Below are 21,178 nucleotides of genomic sequence, written 5' to 3' on the forward strand. Positions count from 1 at the left end.
GGAAATTCCTCATCAAGAGATTGATAACAACCCCCATCATACATAAAAGGATCAAAACTAAAGACTATCCTGCTGCAATTATCCTTATAGTTTAATGCAGATATTTTGAGGTTCTGAAAAGAATCGAAGCGCTTCATTACCCCCTTCTCTACCGATCCCAGAATCTTTCATCCCCCCAAATGGTGTTCTGAGATCCCTCAATAGCCAACAATTCACCCATATAATCCCTGATTTTATTGCGTGCGATACGCGATGCGCTCGTTTAAGGTCTGATGTCCAAAGTGTACAAGAAAGCCCGTACCTGGTTGAATTTGCAATATCGATTGCCTCTTCTTCTGATTGGAATTTGTTGAGTGTAACTACTGGTCCAAAAATCTCTTCTTGGTTGGTTCTGCAATGTTCATCTAACCCTTCAATAATGGTAGGTTCATAGTAGAATCCGTCCCTATCAATCCTGCTACCTCCATGTAATATCGTTCCGCCTTCTTCCTTAGCCAATTTGACATAAGAGTCTACTTTATTGAGATGCCCCTCAGACACTAGCGCTCCTAAATTTGAACTTGCATCCATGGGGTCGCCTACTTTTAGTTTCGCACATTCTTCTAAAAACCTTTCTTTGAATCGCTCATAGATCACATCTTCAATCAAAATTCTACTGCCGCAGAGACATATTTCACCTTGATTGGTGAATGAGCTCTTTACACTTGTCTTTACAGCCTCCTCTAGATCACAATCTGCGAAAATGATGTTTGGATTTTTCCCTCCCAATTCCAGAGACACCTTTTTAAATTGCTGTGAAGCTGTTGCTCCCACAACTTTTCCTGTAGCTGTGCCACCCGTGAATGAGATTGCCTTGGTGGATTCGTGCTCAACTATGGCCTGACCAATTGTTTTCCCTTCTCCATGCAGAATATTTAGTACCCCTTCTGGCATACCTGCCTCATTTGCCAGCTTACCAAGCAAAAAGGCAGTCATGGGCGTAATCTCAGAGGGCTTGGCTACCACGCAGTTGCCCATTGCAAGAGCAGGAGCTATTTTCCATGAAAAGAGATACAACGGTAAATTCCAAGGTGAAATGCAACCCACAACGCCTATAGGCGCTCGACGGGTGTAGTTCACCATATAGCCTTCAGAAACCTGGGCCTCCGTTGAAAAATTGACAATTGCAGAGGCATAAAAGCGAAAATTGGTACTGGCTCTTGGAATATCTACCGCCTTGGCTAACCATAACGGCTTACCATTGTCTCGACTCTCCATCAATGCCAGGTCATCCAGATTCGACTCTATTAAGTCTGCCAGCTTGTGAAGAATTCTACTTCGTTTATCTACCGACATTGAACTCCAAATCGGAAAAGCGTTTTTTGCCGCTACAACTGCTTGCTCTAAATCTTCTTGTGTGGAATCGGGAATTCTGGCAAAGACCTTACCTGTCCCTGGTTCTACATTATCTATATACTTCCCCTGTATAGGATCTGTATAAACTCCATTGATGAAATTCTGAACTTTCTCCATGTCTCTAAATTGATCCTGTTCTACCCCCGTCGATACGAAGGCTCGTACCATTAATGTATGCTCCACTTTTGCTGCAAAGCAGGCCCGCGTATGCTGCTATTTCTTCGGGCTCACCAAATCTTCCTGCTGGTATTGTTTTCTTCATTTCAGCTTCAACTTCTTCTTCCGACTTTCCCTGACTCTTCGATTTTCCTGCTACCAAACTTTCGATTCTTGCTGTATTGATAAAGCCAGGTAAAATATTATTGACTGTGACACCATACTGACCCAACTCACTGGCAAGCGTTTTTGCCCATGAAGCCATCGCTCCCCTTACAGTGTTACTTACACCCAGCCCAGGTATTGGAACTTTAACTGAAGTGGAAATAATATTGACTATCCTCCCAAAATTATCATCCTGCATCCCAGAAAGTAAAAGCTTTACCAGTGTGTGACTTACGTGTAAGTGCCTTCCCATCGCTACATCAAAAGCAGAAAGCTCTGCGTCCTTTAATGGTCCGGGTGCCGGCCCGCCAGAATTATTGATGAGTATTTGATATGAGCCTTTCAATAAACCCTTCTTAACCTCACTTTCCACAGCTGCTAAGTCATCAAAATTTGCAACTAAATAATCATGATCTCCAGGTGCCAATTGTTTTAACGCTACTTTCAGGGCAGCATCATTTCTAGCGAAAAGTGTGACCGAAGCACCCATTTCGCTGAGCTCTTTAGCAATAGCCAATCCCATGCCTTGTGAACTACCACAGACTAAGGCTCTTTTTCCTTTGAGGTCTAAATCCATAAATTTTTCCTAACTTTTCTTCAAAAATAAACATCTCTGTCATGGCGATAAAAAGACCCTTCAACCTTCAAAAATGGATAGATGAAAATAGAGACCTTCTCAAACCTCCTGTAGGGAATAAAAACCTCTATAAAGAAGCGGGAGACTATATAGTAATGATCGTGGGCGGGCCAAATGCGCGTAAAGATTACCACTACAATGAGACAGAAGAGCTTTTTTTTCAATTGGAGGGCGACATAGAAGTAACCATTCAAGAAGATGGGAAGGCTGTGAAAGTCCCTATCAAAGAAGGAGAGATGTATCTTCACCCTGCAAAAGTCCCTCATTCCCCTGCCAGACCTGAAAATACTGTTGGGCTTGTCATTGAAAGAAAAAGAGAAGAAAGTCATACAGACGGATTGATGTGGTTTTGTGACCACTGCAACCACAAACTTCATGACACTTATTTTCAATTGAAAGACGTTGAAAAAGATTTTCAACCGAGATTTCGTGAGTTTTTCAATTCTGAAGAGTTAAGAACTTGCGATAATTGCGGTGAAACCATGGGAACAGACCCAAGATTCACCGATTAAGTATACATTTTGAAAGAAGAAGCAACTAAAAGAGCTCAAGAACTCGATTCCATTGACTCACTATCCCCATTCAGGTCACTGTTTCATTTCCCTCAAAAGGATGGAAAAGACTGCATCTATCTGTGCGGAAATTCATTGGGACTTCAACCCAGGAATACATCCTCATTCATCAATGAAGAGTTGAAAAACTGGCAGGAAAGAGGAGTTGAAGGGCACTTTACTGGAGACAAGCCCTGGGTCAGCTATCATAAAAACGCTAAACCCTCTTTGGCTAAAATAGTTGGCGCTCAAGAAAATGAGGTAGTGGCGATGAATAACCTTACTACCAACCTGCACTTAGCAATGGCCTCTTTTTATCAGCCAAAGGGTAAGCGGACAAAGATTCTCATCGAACGAGGTGCATTCCCTTCTGATTTTTATGCCGTTTATTCTAGAATTGAGAATAGTGGTTTTGATCCCAATGAAAATTTAATTGAACTAGAACCAGCGGATGGCTCAGACTATCTAAGTACGGAAGAAATCGTATCGAAAATATCAGAGCTTGGAGACGAATTGGCTCTGGTTATGTTCCCAGGCGTTCAGTATTATACTGGTCAGTTTTTCAATATAAAATCAATTACTGAAGCGGCACATGCTGTTGGGGCGAAGGCTGGTTTTGACCTTGCCCATGCAGTTGGTAATGTGCCCCTTCAATTGCATGCACATGATGTCGACTTTGCAGTTTGGTGTACTTATAAGTATCTAAACTCAGGCCCAGGCGGTGTCGGTGGGTTATTCATTCATCAAAGGCATGGAGAGAATAAGGAACTGACAAGACTATCCGGTTGGTGGGGACATGAGGCGGAGGGGCGCTTCAAAATGGATAATGAAATAAACCCAATACCTACGGTAGATGGGTGGCAGCTGAGTAATGTGAATATATTATCCCATGCCTCGCATCTTGCCTCTTTAAAACTCTTTGATGAGGCGGGAATCGTTAAGCTCAGAGATAAAAGTATAAAGCTTACGGATTTCATGGAAGAGTTAATCCTAAACTCTGAAGTGCTTAAAGGTCAGGTCAAAATCATAACACCTTCGAAGCACGCGGAGCGCGGAGCTCAACTTTCTGTATTTCTCATCAATCATGGGAAAAGTGTTTTTGAATTCTTGGTAAATCAGGGCGTGATTTTGGATTGGCGTGAACCAAACGTAATAAGGGTTGCTCCTGTGCCATTGTATAATTCGTTTTCTGATGCCGTGAAATTTGTTACAATCTTAGAAGAGGCAATACTCCATGAAGGATAAAATCAGCATTGTTGGAGCAGGACTTGTCGGGTCGCTATTGGCCGTGATTTTGAAGCAAAAAGGATTTACCGTGCAGGTTTTCGAGAAAAGAAAAGATCCTAGAAAATCTGAGATAGCAGAAGGTAGATCGATCAATTTGGCGCTATCACACAGAGGCATTCCGCCACTCAAACTCGCAGGCGTTTATGAGACCATCGAGCCATATCTTATCCCTATGAAGGGACGAATGATGCATGATGAAGCTGGTGGCCTAACCTTCCAGTCTTATGGAAAAGAAGATCAGTTTATCAATTCTGTATCTCGTGCTCAACTCAATGAGCTTCTCATTGAAAGTGCAGAGCAAGCAGGTGTGGAGGTATATTTTGATCATAAATGCAGTGATGTCAATTTTGATTCTAATACCGTTTTTTTCGAAAATGGAACGGTTGTTAATGCCGACTTGATCATTGGGACGGATGGCGCATTCTCCGCTATTCGAAAGAAATTAGCGCTGAATGACCGATTCAACTTTTCGCAGCACTACATCGAGCATGGGTACAAAGAACTTGCAATAGAACCTGTTGACGGTCAATTCAGACTTGAACCTAATTATCTCCACATTTGGCCAAGGGGTAATTTCATGTTAATTGCGCTACCAAATAATGATAAGACATTTACCTGTACGCTCTTCTTTCCCTTCGAAGGAAGTCCGTCATTTTCATCTCTAAGCAATAAGGAGGAAGTTGACAGGTTTTTCACCAAGTACTTTGCGGATGCACAAGAGTTAATCCCCAACCTTACCGAACAATTTTTTAATAACCCTACATCTTCGTTGGTCACAACGAAATGCAAGCCCTGGTATAAAGGGAGAAGTATTCTGCTGGGTGATGCCGCACATGCCATTGTTCCTTTTTACGGTCAGGGTATGAATTCAGGCTTTGAAGATGTTCGATTGTTTGTTGAAATGGCAGAGAAGATGAGCTGGGATTGGGATGAAATTTTACCTGAATATTCGACGCATCGTAAAAAAGATGCTGATGCTATTTCAGAATTGGCGTTGCACAACTTTCTTGAGATGAGAGACCATGTTGCTCACCCCGACTTTCTTAGAAGAAAAAAGCTGGAAGCACAAATTCAAGAGAAATTCCCAGAAGATTGGATTCCCCTCTACAGCATGGTCACTTTCTCTGACATTCCCTACTCTGAGGCACTCAGATTGGGTAAAATTCAGAAGATAGTAATGGACGAGGTATTGGTTTTGGATGAGTCCAAGATAGACTTTCAGCAAATCATAGAGCGGTTTAATGCTCTAAAGAAAGCCGGCTAGACAATCGATCTATGGTTCGCTGCTCTTCATGGGCTATTCCGTCAGCAGCATTTGCAAAAAGATACATCGCTTCGAAAACAAATTCTTTTTCTCCTGGATGCTCTTCAAGGTAGCTTTTGAGCGTGTTGAGAAATTTCTTCTCCCACTTATCGATGTTCTCCAGAAGATACCGGAATTCTGTTCGAAAAAGCGTCTCGATTTGCTCAGCATTGGAATTTGGAATCTGATCCAGATATAACAAAGCTAGCCCCTTGGAAATATTCAATACCCCATCCCATTCTTCGGGATCCAACTTACCATCACTCATGCATACAAGTAGTGATGGATATATTTTAAGGATGTAGGTGAATTGATCAATTGAAATATCAGATTTTCTCGTTTTATGATATTCTTCCAATAATATCTGATGCTGATTTTTCATGTTTGAAGTGGATTTCTTTTAATACCCCAAAGATAGGACTGTTTAAAACAAACAGCACACTTTATGAAAGTAACCTTTGGGGTTTTTGTTAGCGTGCTATCTATTGAATGATGGTTTCCTCAGAAGTCTCTTGCTCCAGAATTTCTTTGTAGTTCTGATAAATATCTAAAATCTCCACAACGTATTCCACTGGTTCGGATCCTCGGCAGTAACCATACTCAACAACCGGGTCATTAAAATATTTTGACATTGACTTTTTCAAAAGATACCCACTTACATCATCCCAACTTTGAATATCTCCACCATTCTTTTCTGTCAACCTCACTGCGTCTTGTAAATGGCCCAATCCGACATTATATGAAGCCAGAATAAACTTTAATCGCTCTTCTTCATCGGCAATTTTTCTCTCCCATTGTCTCTGTAGCCACGCCAAATGCTTACGTCCTGCATAAATGTTTTGAACCGGGTCGTACAAATTTTTAATTCCATATTCTCTGCCCGTTCTAGGCATGACCTGCATCAGACCAATTGCACCTGCCCATGATTCCGCATTTTCATCAAATTTAGATTCCCGATAAATCTGTGCAGCCAACAATAGCCAATCCCACTTCAGCGAATCTGCTGCATGCTGAATTAATGAGTCATATGGAGAAATCGCCTCTCCTCGAATCGAGAAATACTTGCTCCTTGACCGTCTCAACGCTGACTTGGAACTTCTGAAATACTTATCATAAACAACATAGTAGTCCGTTGTTTTTCTCATGCGCTCGATCCAATCATTCAATGCAGATTGGAGTCCTTTTGCGTTTTTCCTAACTCCCCAGGCAATTTGTGTCGGAAAGCTAACGGGAGTTTTTATATCTAGATTTCGATAGTAAGTGGAATTGACAAGTGCAATATCCTCCTCAGCAACTGTGTAGTCAATTTTTCCCTCAGCTACTTGTTTAATCAGGGTCTCTGTCTCCACATTGGTATCTCCCGGCACAATTAATATATCTCCACCGATTTCATCAGATAAATTAACCATTCGATCATAGTAGGAAGAGTGAGGTCTTACTACAACCTGCTTACCAATAAGATCAACAGGATTTCGAATTAGCTGTGCTTCTATCTCATGAAGCTTCATCTTCCTCCAATTTTTAGGCTTCCGTTGAATCAAGACCTGCCGCTGTAGATTGTGATAATGTGTAAATGCTATCCTTTTTTTTCGCTCTTTTGTAACGGTCAAATTGTAGGCGAGAATATCTCCGTCTCCAGTATTAAGCTTATTGAAGCCTTCACCTATATTTTGCGTGATGTTTATTCTCAACTGTATCCCTTGTTCTTCGCAAAACATTCTTAGCAACTCGTATTCATACCCCATGGTCTTGCCTTTATAGACAAAAAGACCCGTTGAGCTATTGTCCATAATTGCGGTGATATAGCCTCTCTTCCTGATCTCTTCCAAATCAAGGTTCACAATAAATTCTTCTCTCTCTGGATATTGGGTATTGCTGGCCTTGCTAGACGAAGATTGCTTGCAAGAAACAATCGTCAGCAGTAAGGTGAAGAATAATGTGGTGAATGTTGAATGACCCCTCATAGACACGCTTAATGTAAGCAAAAATTATCTCAATTGAGACTTAAGCGAAGAGAACCTATCAGCTTTTAGATCACGGACTCACCTTGCGTGATAAACTGATAAACAGCTTCTTTGATCGCTTGGGCATCGTATTGGCATTCACGATGTAGCTGAGGCTGATCGCCATGCTCAACTATTCGATCTGGGATTCCTAACCTCTTGACGGAACATCTGTAATTATGATCAGCAGCAAATTCCAGCACTGCAGATCCAAATCCTCCCATGATACACCCGTCTTCTACTGTCACCACCGACTTATGGTTTTTAAATACCTCATGAAGCATTGCTTCATCAAGTGGTTTAACGAAGCGCATATCGTAGACTGACGGATTTATACCTTCTTTTCTTAAATCTTCTGCGGCATCCATTGCGTAGTTGCCTACCTGACCAATGGAAAGAATAGCCATATCCTCACCTTCAATTAACTTTCTTCCTTTCCCAATTTCTATTCTTTCCATGGAGGTTCTCCACTCTGGCATGGTTCCCGTCCCTCTAGGATATCGAATAGAAAAAGGGCCTTTATGCTCACTGGCTGTAAACATCAAATTTCTCAATTCAGCTTCAGTCATTGGGGCCGAAACAATCATGTTCGGTATACACCTCATATAAGCAACGTCATAGGCACCGTGGTGTGTTGGTCCATCGGCTCCTGCAACTCCTGCTCTATCCATGCAGAAAACAACGTGCAGATTTTGAATACACACATCATGTATTACCTGATCATACGCCCGCTGCATAAACGTACTGTAGATATTGCAAAAAGGAATCATTCCTTGTGTTGCCAGTCCTGCTGAAAATGTTACTGCATGCTGCTCAGCAATACCAACGTCGTAGGCTCTTTCAGGAATAGCCTCCATCATTATCTTCATAGAAGATCCAGAAGGCATAGCTGGTGTGATACCAACAATTTTTTCATTCTTTTCCGCTAGCTCTACCAAGGTATGTCCAAAGACATCCTGAAACTTTGGTGGTTGCGGAGTCTCATGCTTCTTTTTGTTGATCGCACCTGTGATTTTATCAAAAGTGCCAGGAGCATGCCACAGTGTTTGATCCTTTTCTGCAAGCTCATATCCTTTTCCTTTCACCGTTAGGCAGTGAAGAATCTTTGGGCCAGGGATCTTTTTTAAATCCTCCATCACGTCTACCATATGGTTGACATCATGCCCGTCTATTGGGCCAAAATAACGGAGATTGAGAGATTCGAACAAATTACTCTGCTTAAGCAGAAGGCCTTTCATGGAATTCTCAACCTTGGCCGCAATATCTTGAGCATTAGGTCCAAATTTGCTGATTTTACCTAAAAGCTTCCAAATTTCGTCACGAACCTTATTGTAGGTTTGACTGGTAGTAATGTCGGTGAGATAGTCCTTAAGCGCTCCTACATTTGGGTCAATGGACATACAGTTGTCATTCAGCACGATAAGCAAGTTAGAATTGCTCACTCCTGCATGATTCATCGCCTCAAAGGCTAATCCTCCTGTCATTGCGCCATCGCCTATCACTGCAATGTGTTGTTTTTCTGCATCCTTTTGAAGTCGAGAAGCTTCTGCCATCCCGAGGGCGGCAGATATTGAGGTAGAAGAGTGGCCTACGCCAAATGTATCGAACTCACTCTCGCTTCTTTTCGGAAAGCCAGATATCCCTTTATATTTTCTATTTGTATGAAATGAATCTTTTCTACCTGTCAGAATTTTGTGTCCATAGGCCTGGTGCCCTACATCCCATACAACTTGGTCTTGGGGTGTATTGAAAACGTAATGAAGAGCTACAGTGAGTTCTGTTACTCCGAGGCTAGCTCCAAAGTGACCACCATAAACAGACACATTGTCAATAATAAAATCTCTCAACTCTTGGCATACTTGAGCAAGCTGCCTGACATCTAATTTTTTCAGATCGTCTGGTGAGTTAATATCTGTTAAAAGAGGTCCAGGTTTAATCTCCATTTTTTTCAGTATTTCTTCCAAACGCTTTACATGTACAGATTGTTTGGAAAACGTCTCTGTGTATCAAGACAGTCTGCAAAACTAAGCATTCGACAGAAAGGTAAATTAATCAAAGGTAAATTCCATATTGTAGGTAATTTTGAGTCGTGGCTGATGAAGAAAAATTTGAAATAAAACTTGAGCTCTTTGAAGGGCCTTTTGACCTGCTTCTCTTTTTTATAGAGAGGGACGAGTTGGATATATATGACATCCCTATCGCAAAAATCACAAACGATTTTTTGCACTACTTGGAGCATCTGGAAAAATTAAATGTTGAAGTGGCGAGTGAATTCATATTGGTTGCAGCCACTTTGATGCGCATCAAAGCGAAAATGTTACTTCCAAGGCCGGTGATAGACGAGGAAGGCAATGAGGTAGATCCTCGTGAAGAACTCGTAAAACATCTACTGGAATACAAAAAATACAAATCGGTAGTTGCTACCCTGGTAGAGATGGAAGCTGATCGGCTAGATAGAGAAGAGCGCGGCAATCTTAAAAAAGAGGTCAGAAAGCTTTCTGAAATCATCAATGTAGAGTCGGAAATGCAAGACTTAGATCTCTACAAAATGATGAAGGTATTTCAAAAGGTGATGAAGCGATATGAATTCGAGCAGAATAAGCCTGTTCATAAAGTGGTGCAGTATCCCTATACGATTGAAAAACAGAAAGCCAAGCTTATGGAAAGGCTCGTTTATGGAAAGAAGCTCTCTTTTACCGAAATGATCGAGGAAAAGCCTGAGAAAATTCTGGTGATCTACAATTTTCTATCCATTCTGGAACTGCTTCAACTCAAACAAGTTGTCATCTCCCTGGGAGAAGGATTTAATAACTTCTGGATTGAGCGTAGGGATGAATCTGTTCCTGAAACAAAATAAAAAAGCCTGCGATCTACGCAGGCTTCATTTCAATAATAATTTTCTTTTTAGAATCTCTCCGTAGCAGAGAAGAAGAAATTTGCTTCAATTGCCGCATTCTCATCTGAATCAGATCCATGAATAGCATTCGCTTCTATCGAAGTGGCAAATTGCTTTCTGATAGTTCCTTCAGCTGCTTCTGCAGGGTTGGTAGCACCAATAAGATTTCTAAAATCCTCTACTGCATTGTCTTTCTCAAGCACCATCGCGATGATTGCTCCCGAAGACATGTATGAGACCAAATCATTGTAGAATGGTCGTTCTTTATGCACTTCGTAAAATTGACCTGCTCTTTCCGCTGACAGCTTTGTCAGCTTAGCTGCTTCGATTTTAAATCCTGCTTCCTCAATTATTTTGATGATTGCACCTGAATTACCTGCTCCGAAAGCATCAGGCTTAATCATGGTAAAAGTCTTTTTTCCAGCCATTATTCGTATTTGTTTTTCACTTCTAAATTTCGCCGCAAAAATAAGAGAATATTAAAGAGTTTGCTCAGTATTCGTCTGTTTTATAAATGTTACTAATTTTGCCGTTCACTTTTGCCCGCCTCGGGCATTTTTTATGGAGGACATACAGTCGTTAAAGGACTTCTTACAATTACCAAGAAAGATCGTCATTACTACCCATGCAAACCCTGATGCAGATGCACTGGGTTCATCATTGGGGCTATATCATTTTTTGATCAATCTGGGTCATGAAGTCAAAACCATAGTGCCTAATAGCTATCCGGACTTTTTAGAATGGATGCCAGGCAATTCACTGGTAATCAACTACGAAAAGTCAAAAGAAGAAGCTGACAAACTCCTGAATGAAGCTGAACTTTTATTTTGTTTAGATTTTTCTGGATTTGGAAGAATCAAGAGCATGAAAGTTGTTGCTGCTCAGATTGCAGCAAAGGTTGCATTGGTAGACCATCACCTAAATCCAGAAATAGAACCTGACTTTGATTTCTGGAATGATAAGTCTGCGGCCACCGCCGAGCTCATATTTGACCTAATCGCTGATTATAGCGGCAAAGAAGCAATTACCAGAGACATTGCTGAATGCCTTTACGCTGGCGTAATGACAGATACAGGCTCCTTTAAGCACAATTCCACCACTTCAAAAGTTCACAGAATGGTGGCGGACCTTATAGACTTAGGTGCCGACGTGAATAAAGTGAGTCGGCTGATCTACGACACAAATTCTTTGCACCGGCTTAAATTCCTCGGACACGCGCTCGCTGAAAGATTAAAAGTAATCGAGGCTTCTCGTGTAGCCTATTTCGTAATTGAGGAAGAAGATTTTAAAGACTTCAAACTAAAGCAAGGAGACACAGAGGGTTTGGTGAATTATGCCCTCTCGATCAAAGGCATAGTAGTTGCTGCGATCATTATTGATAGAGAAAATGAAATAAAACTCTCATTTAGGAGCGTTGGTGACTTTGCTGTCAATAAATTCGCGGAAGAATATTTTAGTGGAGGAGGACACAAAAATGCCTCGGGAGGCATGTCTGAACTTTCTCTGGAAGAGACTGAACAAAAATTCAAAGCATTAATAGAAAAAGATATTTTAAAAACACGCGTTAAATGAAAAAATTAGGATATATCATTCTTGCCCTTGCCCTTGCAGCATGTGGAACAAGTTCTTTTGAAACTGAAGGGGGCACCACTGTTACTTACCTTCAAAAAGGTGATGGAGAGCGCCCGGTTGATAGTTTGGTTTCCATGTTCCGCATCAAATACACCACAGAAGAAGGTGAAGTAATGATGGATGCGGAGGAGCCAATGCCCCTAAAAATCGATCCGAATAACATAGAAAACCAAGGTGAATTATTAGCTATTTTAACCCAACTAAATACGGGTGATAGTGTTGATTTCGAATTGGTCGCCTCTGAGTTGTTCGAAAAAACTTTTCGAGCACCGCTACCAGATTCCATAGCCCCAGACAGTAAAATTCAATTTCAAATTTGTTACGTTGATCAGCTGACCGAGGAAGGTTATTTTGAAATGGTGGCACAAAAAGCAGAAGAAGCCGCGGCGAAACAAATCATCATTGACAATGAAATTATTGACAATTATCTTTCCGAGAATAATATTGAAACTGAAAAGACTGAAAGTGGGCTGAGATACGTTATTACCCAAGAGGGAAGTGGTCCAAAACCAACTCAAGGTCAAAGGGTCAATGTAAATTATACGGGTTGGATTCTGAATGGCGCCTATTTTGACTCAAACAATAAAGAATTTGCGCTAGAGAATGGTCTTTATGATGCAAGACGAGAGCCTTATGGCCCTATAAGTTTCCCTTTGGGTCAACGTGAGGTAATTGACGGATGGGATGAAGCATTTGCGCTATTTAATGAAGGAACTAAAGCAAGGTTATACATTCCAAGTACTTTAGGATATGGCAGCAGAGACAGAAGTGCAATCTTAAGAGCAAACTCAATTTTAGTGTTTGACGTAGAGTTAGTGGAAATAGGTGATTAAATCATTAAGATGAGAAAAGGTTTTTTAACAATATTGGTTGGATTTATTCTACTATCATGTGGGGATGGGAATGTGAAAATTCTTGTGGATCCAGACATCCAGCTGGCAATAGATAGTACAGAGATCGCCGAATACATGGAAGCGAGAGGATATACTGATTTTGAAACCACAGATCTTGGAGTCAGATATATAATCTTAAATGAAGGAACAGGAACGGACATTGATGAAAGTGACATTGTCACTTTCGACTATAATGGAATGTTAACGAACGATTCAATTTTTGACACTTCCATCAAAGCAGTAGGAGATAGTATCAGAAACGTTGAAAATATCCCTGATAAGTTTACGTCTACATTCACTTCTACCAAAGCCTATAGCCCATTTACAATTACTTATACCTCCTCCGGGTGGACTGTCAATGGTCAGTTCGTTCCAGGGTTCTCCGACGGCATATCAACGACACTCAATAAAATGAATGTAGGTGGACACGCACTTGTGATCATGCCATCCGCCTTGGGGTATGGAACCGCAAGTAGAGGACTACTTATACCCGAAAATTCCGTTTTGATCTTTGAATTTTTTCCTACGGAGGTTACTAAACAATAACATGCAAATTTGCTTTGCCTCGCACAACGAAAATAAGGTGAAGGAAATGAATGAAATCATGCCTGAAGGCATTTCTATTGTTGGTCTGAAAGAATTAGGTGTTACAAATGAGATTCCCGAAACCGGCAGTACGCTAGAGGAAAATTCTCAACTGAAGGCAAATTATGTGTTTGAAAAATACGCCATTCCTGTTTTTGCTGATGATAGTGGCCTGTTAGTCAATGCGCTCAATGGTGAGCCCGGTGTTTATTCTGCGAGATATGCAGGATCAGAACGCGACGATAACAAGAACATGAACCTGCTATTGGACCGCCTTTCAAATCACTCGGATCGTTCAGCAGAATTTAAAACAGTGATCACTTACATTGATCAAAAAGGGGCATCAAAACAATTCAAAGGCATCGTCAACGGTATCATTGCGGCAGAAAAAAGAGGTAGTAACGGCTTTGGCTATGACCCAATATTCCAACCCTCAAACTATGATGAGACTTTTGCAGAGTTGACTCAAACGGTCAAAAACCAAATATCGCATAGAGCAAAGGCCATATACAAGCTACTAGAATACCTACAATTGAACCATGGCTAAACCAATCATCGTAGGCATAACCGGTGGAAGTGGATCCGGAAAAACGCTATTTATGAACAGCCTTATGGCCGAACTTAAGGATGCTTCACTTCTTTCCATGGACAACTACTACGTAGATATTTCTAAACAGAGGAAAGACGCAGAGGGGATAGAAGACTTTGATCGGTTGGAATCCATCGATCATGGGAAATACATTCAGGATCTGAAAAAGTTGATCAATGGGGAGTCTATCTCTTTCAAGGAATATACTTTCAACAAGAATGATTCAGAAGCTAAAACCATCAGAGTCGAAAGTAAACCCGTCATTCTAGTGGAAGGAATTTTCGTTCTTCATGTAGAAGAATTAAGAGAGCTCATGGATTTGAAACTATACGTAGAGGCGCCAAACTATCTTATGATGAAAAGACGCATCATAAGAGATGCGAATGAGCGAGGGTATGATTTAGATGATGTTCTTTATCGCTACGAACATCATGTAACACCTTCTTTTAATAAATACATAGAGCCTTCCAAACGCTGGGCAGACCTAATCATTCCCAATCACGATAATTTTGATGTAGCACTAAAAGTGGTTTCTACTTTTCTTAATCAGTGATTTTACTACATTTGCGGCACTTTGAAGATTTCTAAGTACATACCGAAGAAAACAGTACACGTCGCATTTGGCTTATTTATAGCGCTTTTTGTGCTGACGCAAGCTGTTATAGTGCCTTCGCAGGACACTGATCGGCAAGAACAAGCTGATTCAGAAAAAGAAGAAGTTCAACAATTGTCCAAAGTTGCAGCTGTCCCCTCTTCTTCCATTCAAATAAATCTTGACTATCAATCATACCTTTTAACTGAGGTATTTTTTCAACATCAGAAGGGTGAAAAGATATCGGTTGAAAAATTAATTCTACCATCTACACAAAAAGCACTCAAAATACTTTTCCGGCAGATTATATCGCCAAATGCACCCTGAGTAGCGTTCACTTCTCCTTCTCAAATTAATTACAATTTTAAAATCAAAAGGCTCGCAACTGTGAGCTAAACTTTATAATCATGAAAAACAAAGGATTTATAGTATTCCTAACGATACTGATCTCATTGCTCTGTATCTATTATTTGTCATTCACATACATCTCTCAAAACATTCAAAAAGGTGCCGTCTCAGCAACCCAAACCGGGGATGGCACATTGAATGCTACAGAGAAACAGCGATACCTTGATTCCATTTGGAATGAGCCTGTTTATGACCTTTTCGGTATCAACTATACCTACAAGGAAATTAAAGAAACAGAGCTAAACCTGGGTCTTGACCTCCAAGGTGGAATGCATGTTACGCTTGAGGTATCACCTATTGATATACTGAAAGGGTTAAGTGGAAATAGCGGTGACGCAGATTTTATCGCCGCGCTTGATCAAGCTAAGCAAAATGTAAAAGGAACTCAGCTAAACTTTGTGAGTGAGTTCTACCGTGTGTTCAAAGAACGCGCACCACAAAAAGAATTGGCACAAGTTTTTGCTACTGCAGCAAATAGAGGAAGAATTAGCCTTCAAAGCACGGACTCAGAAATTCTTGATATTATCAATACTGAAGTTGAAAGTGCCATTGATAGATCTTTCAATATTCTAAGAACCAGAATAGATAGATTCGGAACTTCACAGCCAAATATTCAGCGACTACAAGGTACCGGAAGAATTCAGATTGAACTACCAGGTGTAGATAATCCTCAGCGAGTTAGAAAACTTCTTCAAGGTGTAGCCAAGCTTGAATTTTGGGAGGTACATGAGCAGCAAGAAGTTGCGCCTGTCCTTGTCTCAATAAATCAGTTGATTGTAGAAGAGATGAAGAATAGTCCTTCTACGCTGGAAATAACAGAAGAGGAGCAACAAGCCAAAGATGATATCACGGCTCTATTAGGGACTGGTGATGATTCAGATTCTTTAGCCACAAGCGCAGAGGATTCATTAGAAAGAGCAAGACTTGATTCTCTGATCACCACACGAAATTCTCCACTCTTTGATTTGATGGTAAATGCGCCGCAATTTGGTGGTCTTATTTATAATGTAAAAGACACAGCCAAAATCAATCGAATTTTGGAGCGCGATGATGTGCAAGCTAGAATTCCCGCAACAATGAAATTCTTGTGGGATGTCCAGGCCAAAGAAAAAGGTGAAGATCTTACCGGGCCAGATTTATTAGAGCTCTACCCGATCCGAACCAACAGAAGTGGTAAAGCTTCACTTACAGGGGAGACCATTTCAAATGCGTCTGCATCGCTTAATGAGCGTGCAGAACCTGAAGTAACCATGCAAATGAATGCTTCAGGCTCTAGAACCTGGGGGAAAATGACCAGAGAAAACATCGGTAAACGAATTGCCATTGTCCTTGACAATTATGTTTTTTCTGCTCCTTATGTGAGAGGTGAAATTCCCAATGGAAGTTCCTCGATTTCGGGTGGTTTCCAGCAGATCGATGAAGCAAAAGACCTGGCGAACATCTTAAAAGCTGGTTCACTTCCTGCACCTACCACTATCGTAGAAGATGTAGTAGTAGGGCCTACGCTTGGTAAAGTGGCTCAGGATCAGGGGCTAAATTCAATACTTATCGGTTTAGTCATCGTGATCATTTTTATGGTGGTTTACTATGCAAAAGGTGGTTTGATCGCCAATCTTGCTCTCTTTTTCAATGTATTCTTTATAATGGGTATTCTGGCTCAGTTTGGCACTTCACTTACATTGCCAGGTATTGCAGGTATCGTGCTTACAATTGGTATGGCCATTGATGCAAACGTGCTGATTTTTGAAAGAATAAAAGAAGAACTTCGAAATGGATCAGGGCTAAAAGCTGCTATTTCATCAGGTTACTCCAAAGCATACTGGTCTATTTTCGACGCAAACGTGACTACATTAATTGTAGGGTTAATCCTCTTCACTTTAGGACAGGGACCTGTAAAAGGGTTTGCAATCACATTGATGATTGGTATTGTTTGTTCATTCTTTAGCGCCGTATTCATCACACGTGTAGTTGTGGAGGCATTCTCAAAGAAGGGTGACAATTCAAAACTTTCGTTTGCAAATGCTTTTTCTAGAAATGCACTTGCCAATCTGAATTTTGATTTCTTAAGTAAAAGAAAACTTGCTTACGCTTTCAGTACCATTTTCATCAGTATTGGCATAGTCGCCATGATTGTGAAGGGTATTACACTGGGTGTTGACTTTAAAGGAGGTCGCTCATATGTTATCACATTTGATGAGGCTAAAAGTCCAACTGAAATTAAAACTTCACTGGGGAATTACTTCGAAAATGCAGGAACAGAAGTAAAGACTTTTGGTGCGGATAATATTTTGAAGATCACGACATCTTACCAGATTGATGATGAAAGTGACGAAGCTGATGCACTAGTACGAACTGAGCTCGTTAGAGGATTGTCGGAATCAACAGGGCTAACCTATATCGAAGATGGCGCACAGTTAGCTGAAGGTAACTTCACAATCTCGAGCTCGTCAAAAGTAGGAGCCACTATTGCAGATGACATTAAAAACTCTTCCTATAAGTCTGCAATATTTGCTCTCATATGCATTTTCATTTATATCGTATTTCGATTTAGAAAGTGGCAATTTGGACTTGGAGCAATCATTGCCCTTTTCCATGATACCATGTTTGTATTATCCGCTTTTGCGATAGCAAATGTGCTAGGAATATCGTTTGAAGCAGATCAGGTATTTGTTGCCGCTATACTAACAATCATTGGTTACTCAATAAACGATACCGTGGTTGTATTTGACAGAATCAGAGAAAATATGGGTATCAAATCAGGCTCTGAACTTATCCCTGTTTTTAACGAATCTCTTAACAATACGATAAGCCGAACATTCATCACTTCTGTCACTACTCTGATTGTTGTGATCGTGTTGTTCCTATTTGGCGGTGCTGTACTTCAGGGCTTTTCATTCGCTCTATTGGTAGGTATTATTGTGGGTACCTATTCCTCAATTTTCATCGCGACACCTATTGTAATTGATTTGAACAGGAAGAAAAGTTAAGAATAGTAGCTTAATAATACATTTTCATTGCCCTCACTGAGCGTGGCTCAGATGAGGGCTTTTTTGTGCCCCATTAGTATTTTAGTTAACTTGATGCAACCAAATCTCTACATTGCTAATGGGTAAATATCCAGTCTATGCCATTGTGGCGCTCGTTTTCATTGGAATGATTAAACTTATTCAGGTTACTGCCTTCGACGTTGAGCAATACAAAAAGAATAAAGAATCAAGTTTTTCGGATTATTCCACTAAAACAGCAGAAAAAGAATCTGATGCAAAAGTAGAAGATACCAAAATAGAAAATGATGAAGCAAATTCTTCGGACACAACATCGATTTCATCAAGCGAAGAATTTTCACCCAAACAAGCGCGCGCAGATGAAGATGCGTTTGAAAGTTCTCAATCAGAAGTAGAATCAACAGACGAGACGAACTCTGCGACATATGCTGGCCTGGATGATTTAACGGATAACTATTTGGCTCCCATCCTTGCAAATCTTCCCTCCGGTCAATTGAGAGAAGATGTGGTTATTAGATACTACAAGCATGAAAAAGACGGTGAGAAGGTTTATTCACTTAGAAAACTAGGCTACTATATTCATGAAAAGGAAGCTAGCGAAACCACTGGCTTGGGGAGTAATGTTTTGTACTATGGGAGTCAGGTACGTATTGAGGATATTCAGATTGTTGCGTTCACGCTGATAAATAGTGGATTACCTATCAAATCAATAGAGCCTACTCAATATAGTTGGAAGAACAATTCTATTGAAATTGGAACAGATACGCTTCTGGTAAGTAATCCAATCCTTTCTCAGGCAAATATCGAGAGTTTTAACAAATAGGGAAAAGGTAGGGTTGACTGGCCTGCCGACTAAATATTAGCCTTCTTCAGCAACTACTTCTTTCACCTCCGGCACCATTCTTTTAAGAAGATTTTCAATGCCATTTTTCAACGTAATCGTAGAAGAAGGACAGCCGCTACATGAGCCTTGCAACGTAACAGTAACTACTCCATCTTTATAAGAAGATAACTTTATTGCCCCTCCATCCATTTCAACAGCAGGCTTGATATACTCTTCTAAAACGCCTTTTATTTTAGCTTCAGCATCGTTTCCTGTAAGCTCTTGATCAAGATCATCTTTGATTTCTTCTGTAAGAATTACTTTTCCTTCCAGGAGAAAATCCTTGATATATTGCTGCACTCGCGCTTTTACCTCAAACCATTCTATTTCTTCCTTCTTCGTAACTGTAATGAAATTGCTCATGTAAAAAACCCCGGTTACGAAATCAAATTGTTCAAAAAGCGCCTTTGCAAGGGGTGCCTCACCGGTGCTCCCCGGATTGGGAAAGTCTCTACTTATCCCCTCAGGCATAAGCATGTAGTTCACAACAAACTTCAATGAATTGGGATTCGGGTTCGCTTCTGTATAGATATTGATGGCCTTCGGCGCTTCAGTTGTCTGCATATTCAATGTGTTTAGCAATACAATTACAAAGTTCGTAGAAAAGTTCGGAAGTAGGGCAATGGTTTCGCGTTAGATAGGTACCATACTTCCAAATCGTTATTTATCACCCTAAATCACAAAGCTATGGTTACCAAACGAATGCAAGTGTCCATATTCATTGGAACGCTCACAGTCTTGGCATTGGGCCTTTCCATCTATATTTCTTACGCAATGCTTACTTAATTCTCTGTATGTAGTTCTCCTTCCGATTTAGCGATCAGTGTAGCGACAGTAGCATCACCAGTAACATTGGTTACCGTTCTACACATATCCAAAAATCTATCTACAGGAAAGATAATAGCTACCCATGCCGGATTCAAACCTACGGACTGCAATACAACAATCATCATAATCAATCCTGCACTCGGTACTGCTGCGGCCCCAATGGATGCAAGAGAAGCTGTTAAAACAATGGTGAGCTGCTGACCAATGGTCAGATCTATAAAATGAAGCTGCGCCATAAAAATAACTGCAACAGCCTGATGAAGGCTTGTCCCATCCATGTTTACTGTTGCACCAATAGGTAGTACGAAACTGGATATCTTCTTAGGCACTCCCAGCCCTTTTTCAACGCACTCCATAGTCACCGGAAGTGTTGCAGCACTAGAGCTTGTAGAGAAAGCTAAAAATTGTGCGGGACTCATTTTTTTGAAAAAATCTTTATAGGAAAACCCCTTCACCAACAATTTCAAAATCAATGGATACATGATGAAAATCACAAAGAAAAGACCGCCCAAGAGGGTGAGGGAATATGAACCTAGTCCAAGAAAGATTTCAAAAACTTCAGAAGGCGTATCTGCCATCTTCGCTACTACCCCTGCAAGCAAGGCAAATACGAAAAATGGTGCTGCTTTCATGACAATATCCACCATTTTGAGAAATACTGAATTGACACTCTCCACAAAGGCTACAACAGGCGCTACGGTGTTTTTAGGTAACAAAACAATGGTCACCCCGAAGAAGATTGCAAAGAAGATTACCTGAAGCATCAACTGATTATTGGAAATAGAAAGGATGATGTTTTCGGGCACCATGTCCACAACAAACTTTAGCGGAGAACTATCTTTGGTCTCCTCCGCTTTAGCCATCTTATCTTCAAGATTATGCCGTTCTTCCTCAGACATCTCGCGTTCAGCCTGAGCATCTGTAAGGTATTTGCTATACTCAGGATCTGACAAAAAGGATTGACCGTCCTGAGACAGCCCCATGTTGTTATCCTGAAGCCATATTTCGTATGAAAGTCTATTTTTTATACGCTGAGTATCATCAATGTGCGAACCAGGTTTTACGACATTGACAAAAAGCAATCCTACTCCAATGGCTAAGAAAGTAGTGATCATGTAAGCCGATACCGTTTTTGCTCCTAATCTCCCTAGACTGGAAACGTCACTCAGGCCGGAAATTCCATTGATAATGGAGAAAAGAACCAGAGGGACGGCTATGAACTTCAGCAAGCGTATGAATATCGTTCCGAATGGATCAATCCAATCAATTGTAAACTCATTCCAGCCGAGGTAGCTCGAGGCAAATGCCCAAATAGTACCCAATACTAGTCCGATGACTATTTTGGTATGTAGAGGTAATTTTTTCATTGA

The 21,178-nt window shown here is 40.8% G+C and carries 20 protein-coding genes; 12 read left to right on the forward strand and 8 right to left on the reverse strand.

Features of this window, described 5'->3' with window-relative positions; translation table 11 throughout:
* Positions 1-84: 84 nt before the first annotated feature.
* Together ABJF57_RS14100 and ABJF57_RS14105 are read right to left on the reverse strand one after the other, a co-directional pair.
* Positions 85-1,512: an aldehyde dehydrogenase gene (locus tag ABJF57_RS14100; RefSeq protein ID WP_462230159.1), complete on the reverse strand. Its 1,428-nt coding sequence runs from the start codon at positions 1,510-1,512 to the stop codon at positions 85-87.
* Between the two features lie 4 nt (positions 1,513-1,516).
* A complete protein-coding gene (locus ABJF57_RS14105; protein ID WP_462230161.1) occupies positions 1,517-2,293 on the reverse strand; it encodes an SDR family oxidoreductase in 777 nt (258 codons plus the stop codon).
* Positions 2,294-2,334: 41 nt separating this feature from the next.
* On the opposite strand from ABJF57_RS14105, the gene ABJF57_RS14110 reads away from it, so the two are divergent.
* The 3 genes from ABJF57_RS14110 to ABJF57_RS14120 are packed head-to-tail and all read left to right on the forward strand — an operon-like array spanning position 2,335 to position 5,455.
* Positions 2,335-2,865: a 3-hydroxyanthranilate 3,4-dioxygenase gene (locus tag ABJF57_RS14110; RefSeq protein ID WP_462230163.1), complete on the forward strand. Its 531-nt coding sequence runs from the start codon at positions 2,335-2,337 to the stop codon at positions 2,863-2,865.
* A 9-nt stretch (positions 2,866-2,874) separates the two neighbouring features.
* Positions 2,875-4,149, forward strand: a complete 1,275-nt coding sequence (gene kynU / locus ABJF57_RS14115; protein ID WP_462230165.1) for a kynureninase — start codon at positions 2,875-2,877, stop codon at positions 4,147-4,149.
* On the forward strand, positions 4,139-5,455 hold the full coding sequence (locus tag ABJF57_RS14120; RefSeq protein WP_462230167.1) for an FAD-dependent oxidoreductase: 1,317 nt from the start codon (positions 4,139-4,141) through the stop codon (positions 5,453-5,455). Before kynU ends, ABJF57_RS14120 begins: the two co-directional genes overlap by 11 nt.
* Here the strand turns inward: ABJF57_RS14120 and ABJF57_RS14125 are convergent.
* From ABJF57_RS14125 to dxs, 3 genes are all read right to left on the reverse strand, one after another.
* On the reverse strand, positions 5,430-5,876 hold the full coding sequence (locus ABJF57_RS14125) for a hypothetical protein (protein WP_462230169.1): 447 nt from the start codon (positions 5,874-5,876) through the stop codon (positions 5,430-5,432). The two genes, ABJF57_RS14120 and ABJF57_RS14125, sit on opposite strands and share 26 nt — an antisense overlap.
* Before the next feature lie 100 nt (positions 5,877-5,976).
* Positions 5,977-7,458 carry an MltF family protein gene (locus ABJF57_RS14130; protein ID WP_462230171.1) on the reverse strand — a complete coding sequence of 494 codons (1,482 nt, stop codon included), beginning with the start codon at positions 7,456-7,458 and terminating at the stop codon, positions 5,977-5,979.
* A 65-nt stretch (positions 7,459-7,523) separates the two neighbouring features.
* Positions 7,524-9,440 (reverse strand): 1-deoxy-D-xylulose-5-phosphate synthase, encoded by a 1,917-nt coding sequence (gene dxs, locus ABJF57_RS14135; protein WP_462230173.1) that lies wholly within the window; start codon positions 9,438-9,440, stop codon positions 7,524-7,526.
* A gap of 146 nt (positions 9,441-9,586) precedes the next feature.
* Between dxs and ABJF57_RS14140 the strand changes: the two genes are divergently transcribed.
* Positions 9,587-10,354, forward strand: coding sequence for a segregation and condensation protein A (locus ABJF57_RS14140; protein ID WP_462230175.1), 768 nt, complete (start codon positions 9,587-9,589; stop codon positions 10,352-10,354).
* A 47-nt stretch (positions 10,355-10,401) separates the two neighbouring features.
* On the opposite strand, the gene ABJF57_RS14145 is transcribed toward ABJF57_RS14140, so the two are convergent.
* Positions 10,402-10,821 carry a nucleoside-diphosphate kinase gene (locus tag ABJF57_RS14145; RefSeq protein ID WP_462230177.1) on the reverse strand — a complete coding sequence of 140 codons (420 nt, stop codon included), beginning with the start codon at positions 10,819-10,821 and terminating at the stop codon, positions 10,402-10,404.
* Between the two features lie 133 nt (positions 10,822-10,954).
* Here ABJF57_RS14145 and ABJF57_RS14150 point away from each other — a divergent pair, with 133 nt between their 5' ends.
* The 8 genes from ABJF57_RS14150 to ABJF57_RS14185 all read left to right on the forward strand — a co-directional run bounded on the left by ABJF57_RS14150 (position 10,955) and on the right by ABJF57_RS14185 (position 18,920).
* Positions 10,955-11,965: a DHH family phosphoesterase gene (locus ABJF57_RS14150; RefSeq protein ID WP_462230179.1), complete on the forward strand. Its 1,011-nt coding sequence runs from the start codon at positions 10,955-10,957 to the stop codon at positions 11,963-11,965.
* The gene (locus ABJF57_RS14155) at positions 11,962-12,858 is read left to right on the forward strand and encodes an FKBP-type peptidyl-prolyl cis-trans isomerase (protein WP_462230181.1); all 897 of its coding nucleotides are present in this window, start codon (positions 11,962-11,964) and stop codon (positions 12,856-12,858) included. The genes ABJF57_RS14150 and ABJF57_RS14155 overlap by 4 nt, the downstream gene beginning before the upstream one ends.
* A gap of 9 nt (positions 12,859-12,867) precedes the next feature.
* Positions 12,868-13,464, forward strand: a complete 597-nt coding sequence (locus ABJF57_RS14160; RefSeq protein WP_462230183.1) for an FKBP-type peptidyl-prolyl cis-trans isomerase — start codon at positions 12,868-12,870, stop codon at positions 13,462-13,464.
* 1 nt (position 13,465) lies between these two features.
* Positions 13,466-14,050 carry an RdgB/HAM1 family non-canonical purine NTP pyrophosphatase gene (gene rdgB, locus ABJF57_RS14165; protein ID WP_462230185.1) on the forward strand — a complete coding sequence of 195 codons (585 nt, stop codon included), beginning with the start codon at positions 13,466-13,468 and terminating at the stop codon, positions 14,048-14,050.
* Entirely contained in the window at positions 14,043-14,645 is a 603-nt protein-coding gene (udk, locus tag ABJF57_RS14170) for a uridine kinase (protein WP_462230187.1), read from the forward strand. The genes rdgB and udk overlap by 8 nt, the downstream gene beginning before the upstream one ends.
* A 21-nt stretch (positions 14,646-14,666) precedes the next feature.
* A complete protein-coding gene (locus ABJF57_RS14175) occupies positions 14,667-15,011 on the forward strand; it encodes a hypothetical protein (RefSeq protein ID WP_462230189.1) in 345 nt (114 codons plus the stop codon).
* 80 nt (positions 15,012-15,091) lie between these two features.
* Positions 15,092-18,079 (forward strand): protein translocase subunit SecDF, encoded by a 2,988-nt coding sequence (gene secDF / locus ABJF57_RS14180; protein WP_462230191.1) that lies wholly within the window; start codon positions 15,092-15,094, stop codon positions 18,077-18,079.
* A gap of 118 nt (positions 18,080-18,197) precedes the next feature.
* Complete coding sequence (locus tag ABJF57_RS14185) at positions 18,198-18,920, forward strand: hypothetical protein (RefSeq protein ID WP_462230193.1); 723 nt, start codon at positions 18,198-18,200, stop codon at positions 18,918-18,920.
* Positions 18,921-18,956: 36 nt separating this feature from the next.
* Here ABJF57_RS14185 and ABJF57_RS14190 read toward each other — a convergent pair whose 3' ends face one another.
* Together ABJF57_RS14190 and ABJF57_RS14195 are read right to left on the reverse strand one after the other, a co-directional pair.
* Positions 18,957-19,544, reverse strand: coding sequence for a NifU family protein (locus ABJF57_RS14190; RefSeq protein WP_462230195.1), 588 nt, complete (start codon positions 19,542-19,544; stop codon positions 18,957-18,959).
* A gap of 218 nt (positions 19,545-19,762) precedes the next feature.
* Complete coding sequence (locus ABJF57_RS14195) at positions 19,763-21,175, reverse strand: dicarboxylate/amino acid:cation symporter (protein ID WP_462230197.1); 1,413 nt, start codon at positions 21,173-21,175, stop codon at positions 19,763-19,765.
* Positions 21,176-21,178 lie beyond the last annotated feature (3 nt).

Origin of the sequence: Ekhidna sp. (assembly GCF_039940915.1) — a bacterium.
GTDB lineage: Bacteria > Bacteroidota > Bacteroidia > Cytophagales > Cyclobacteriaceae > Ekhidna.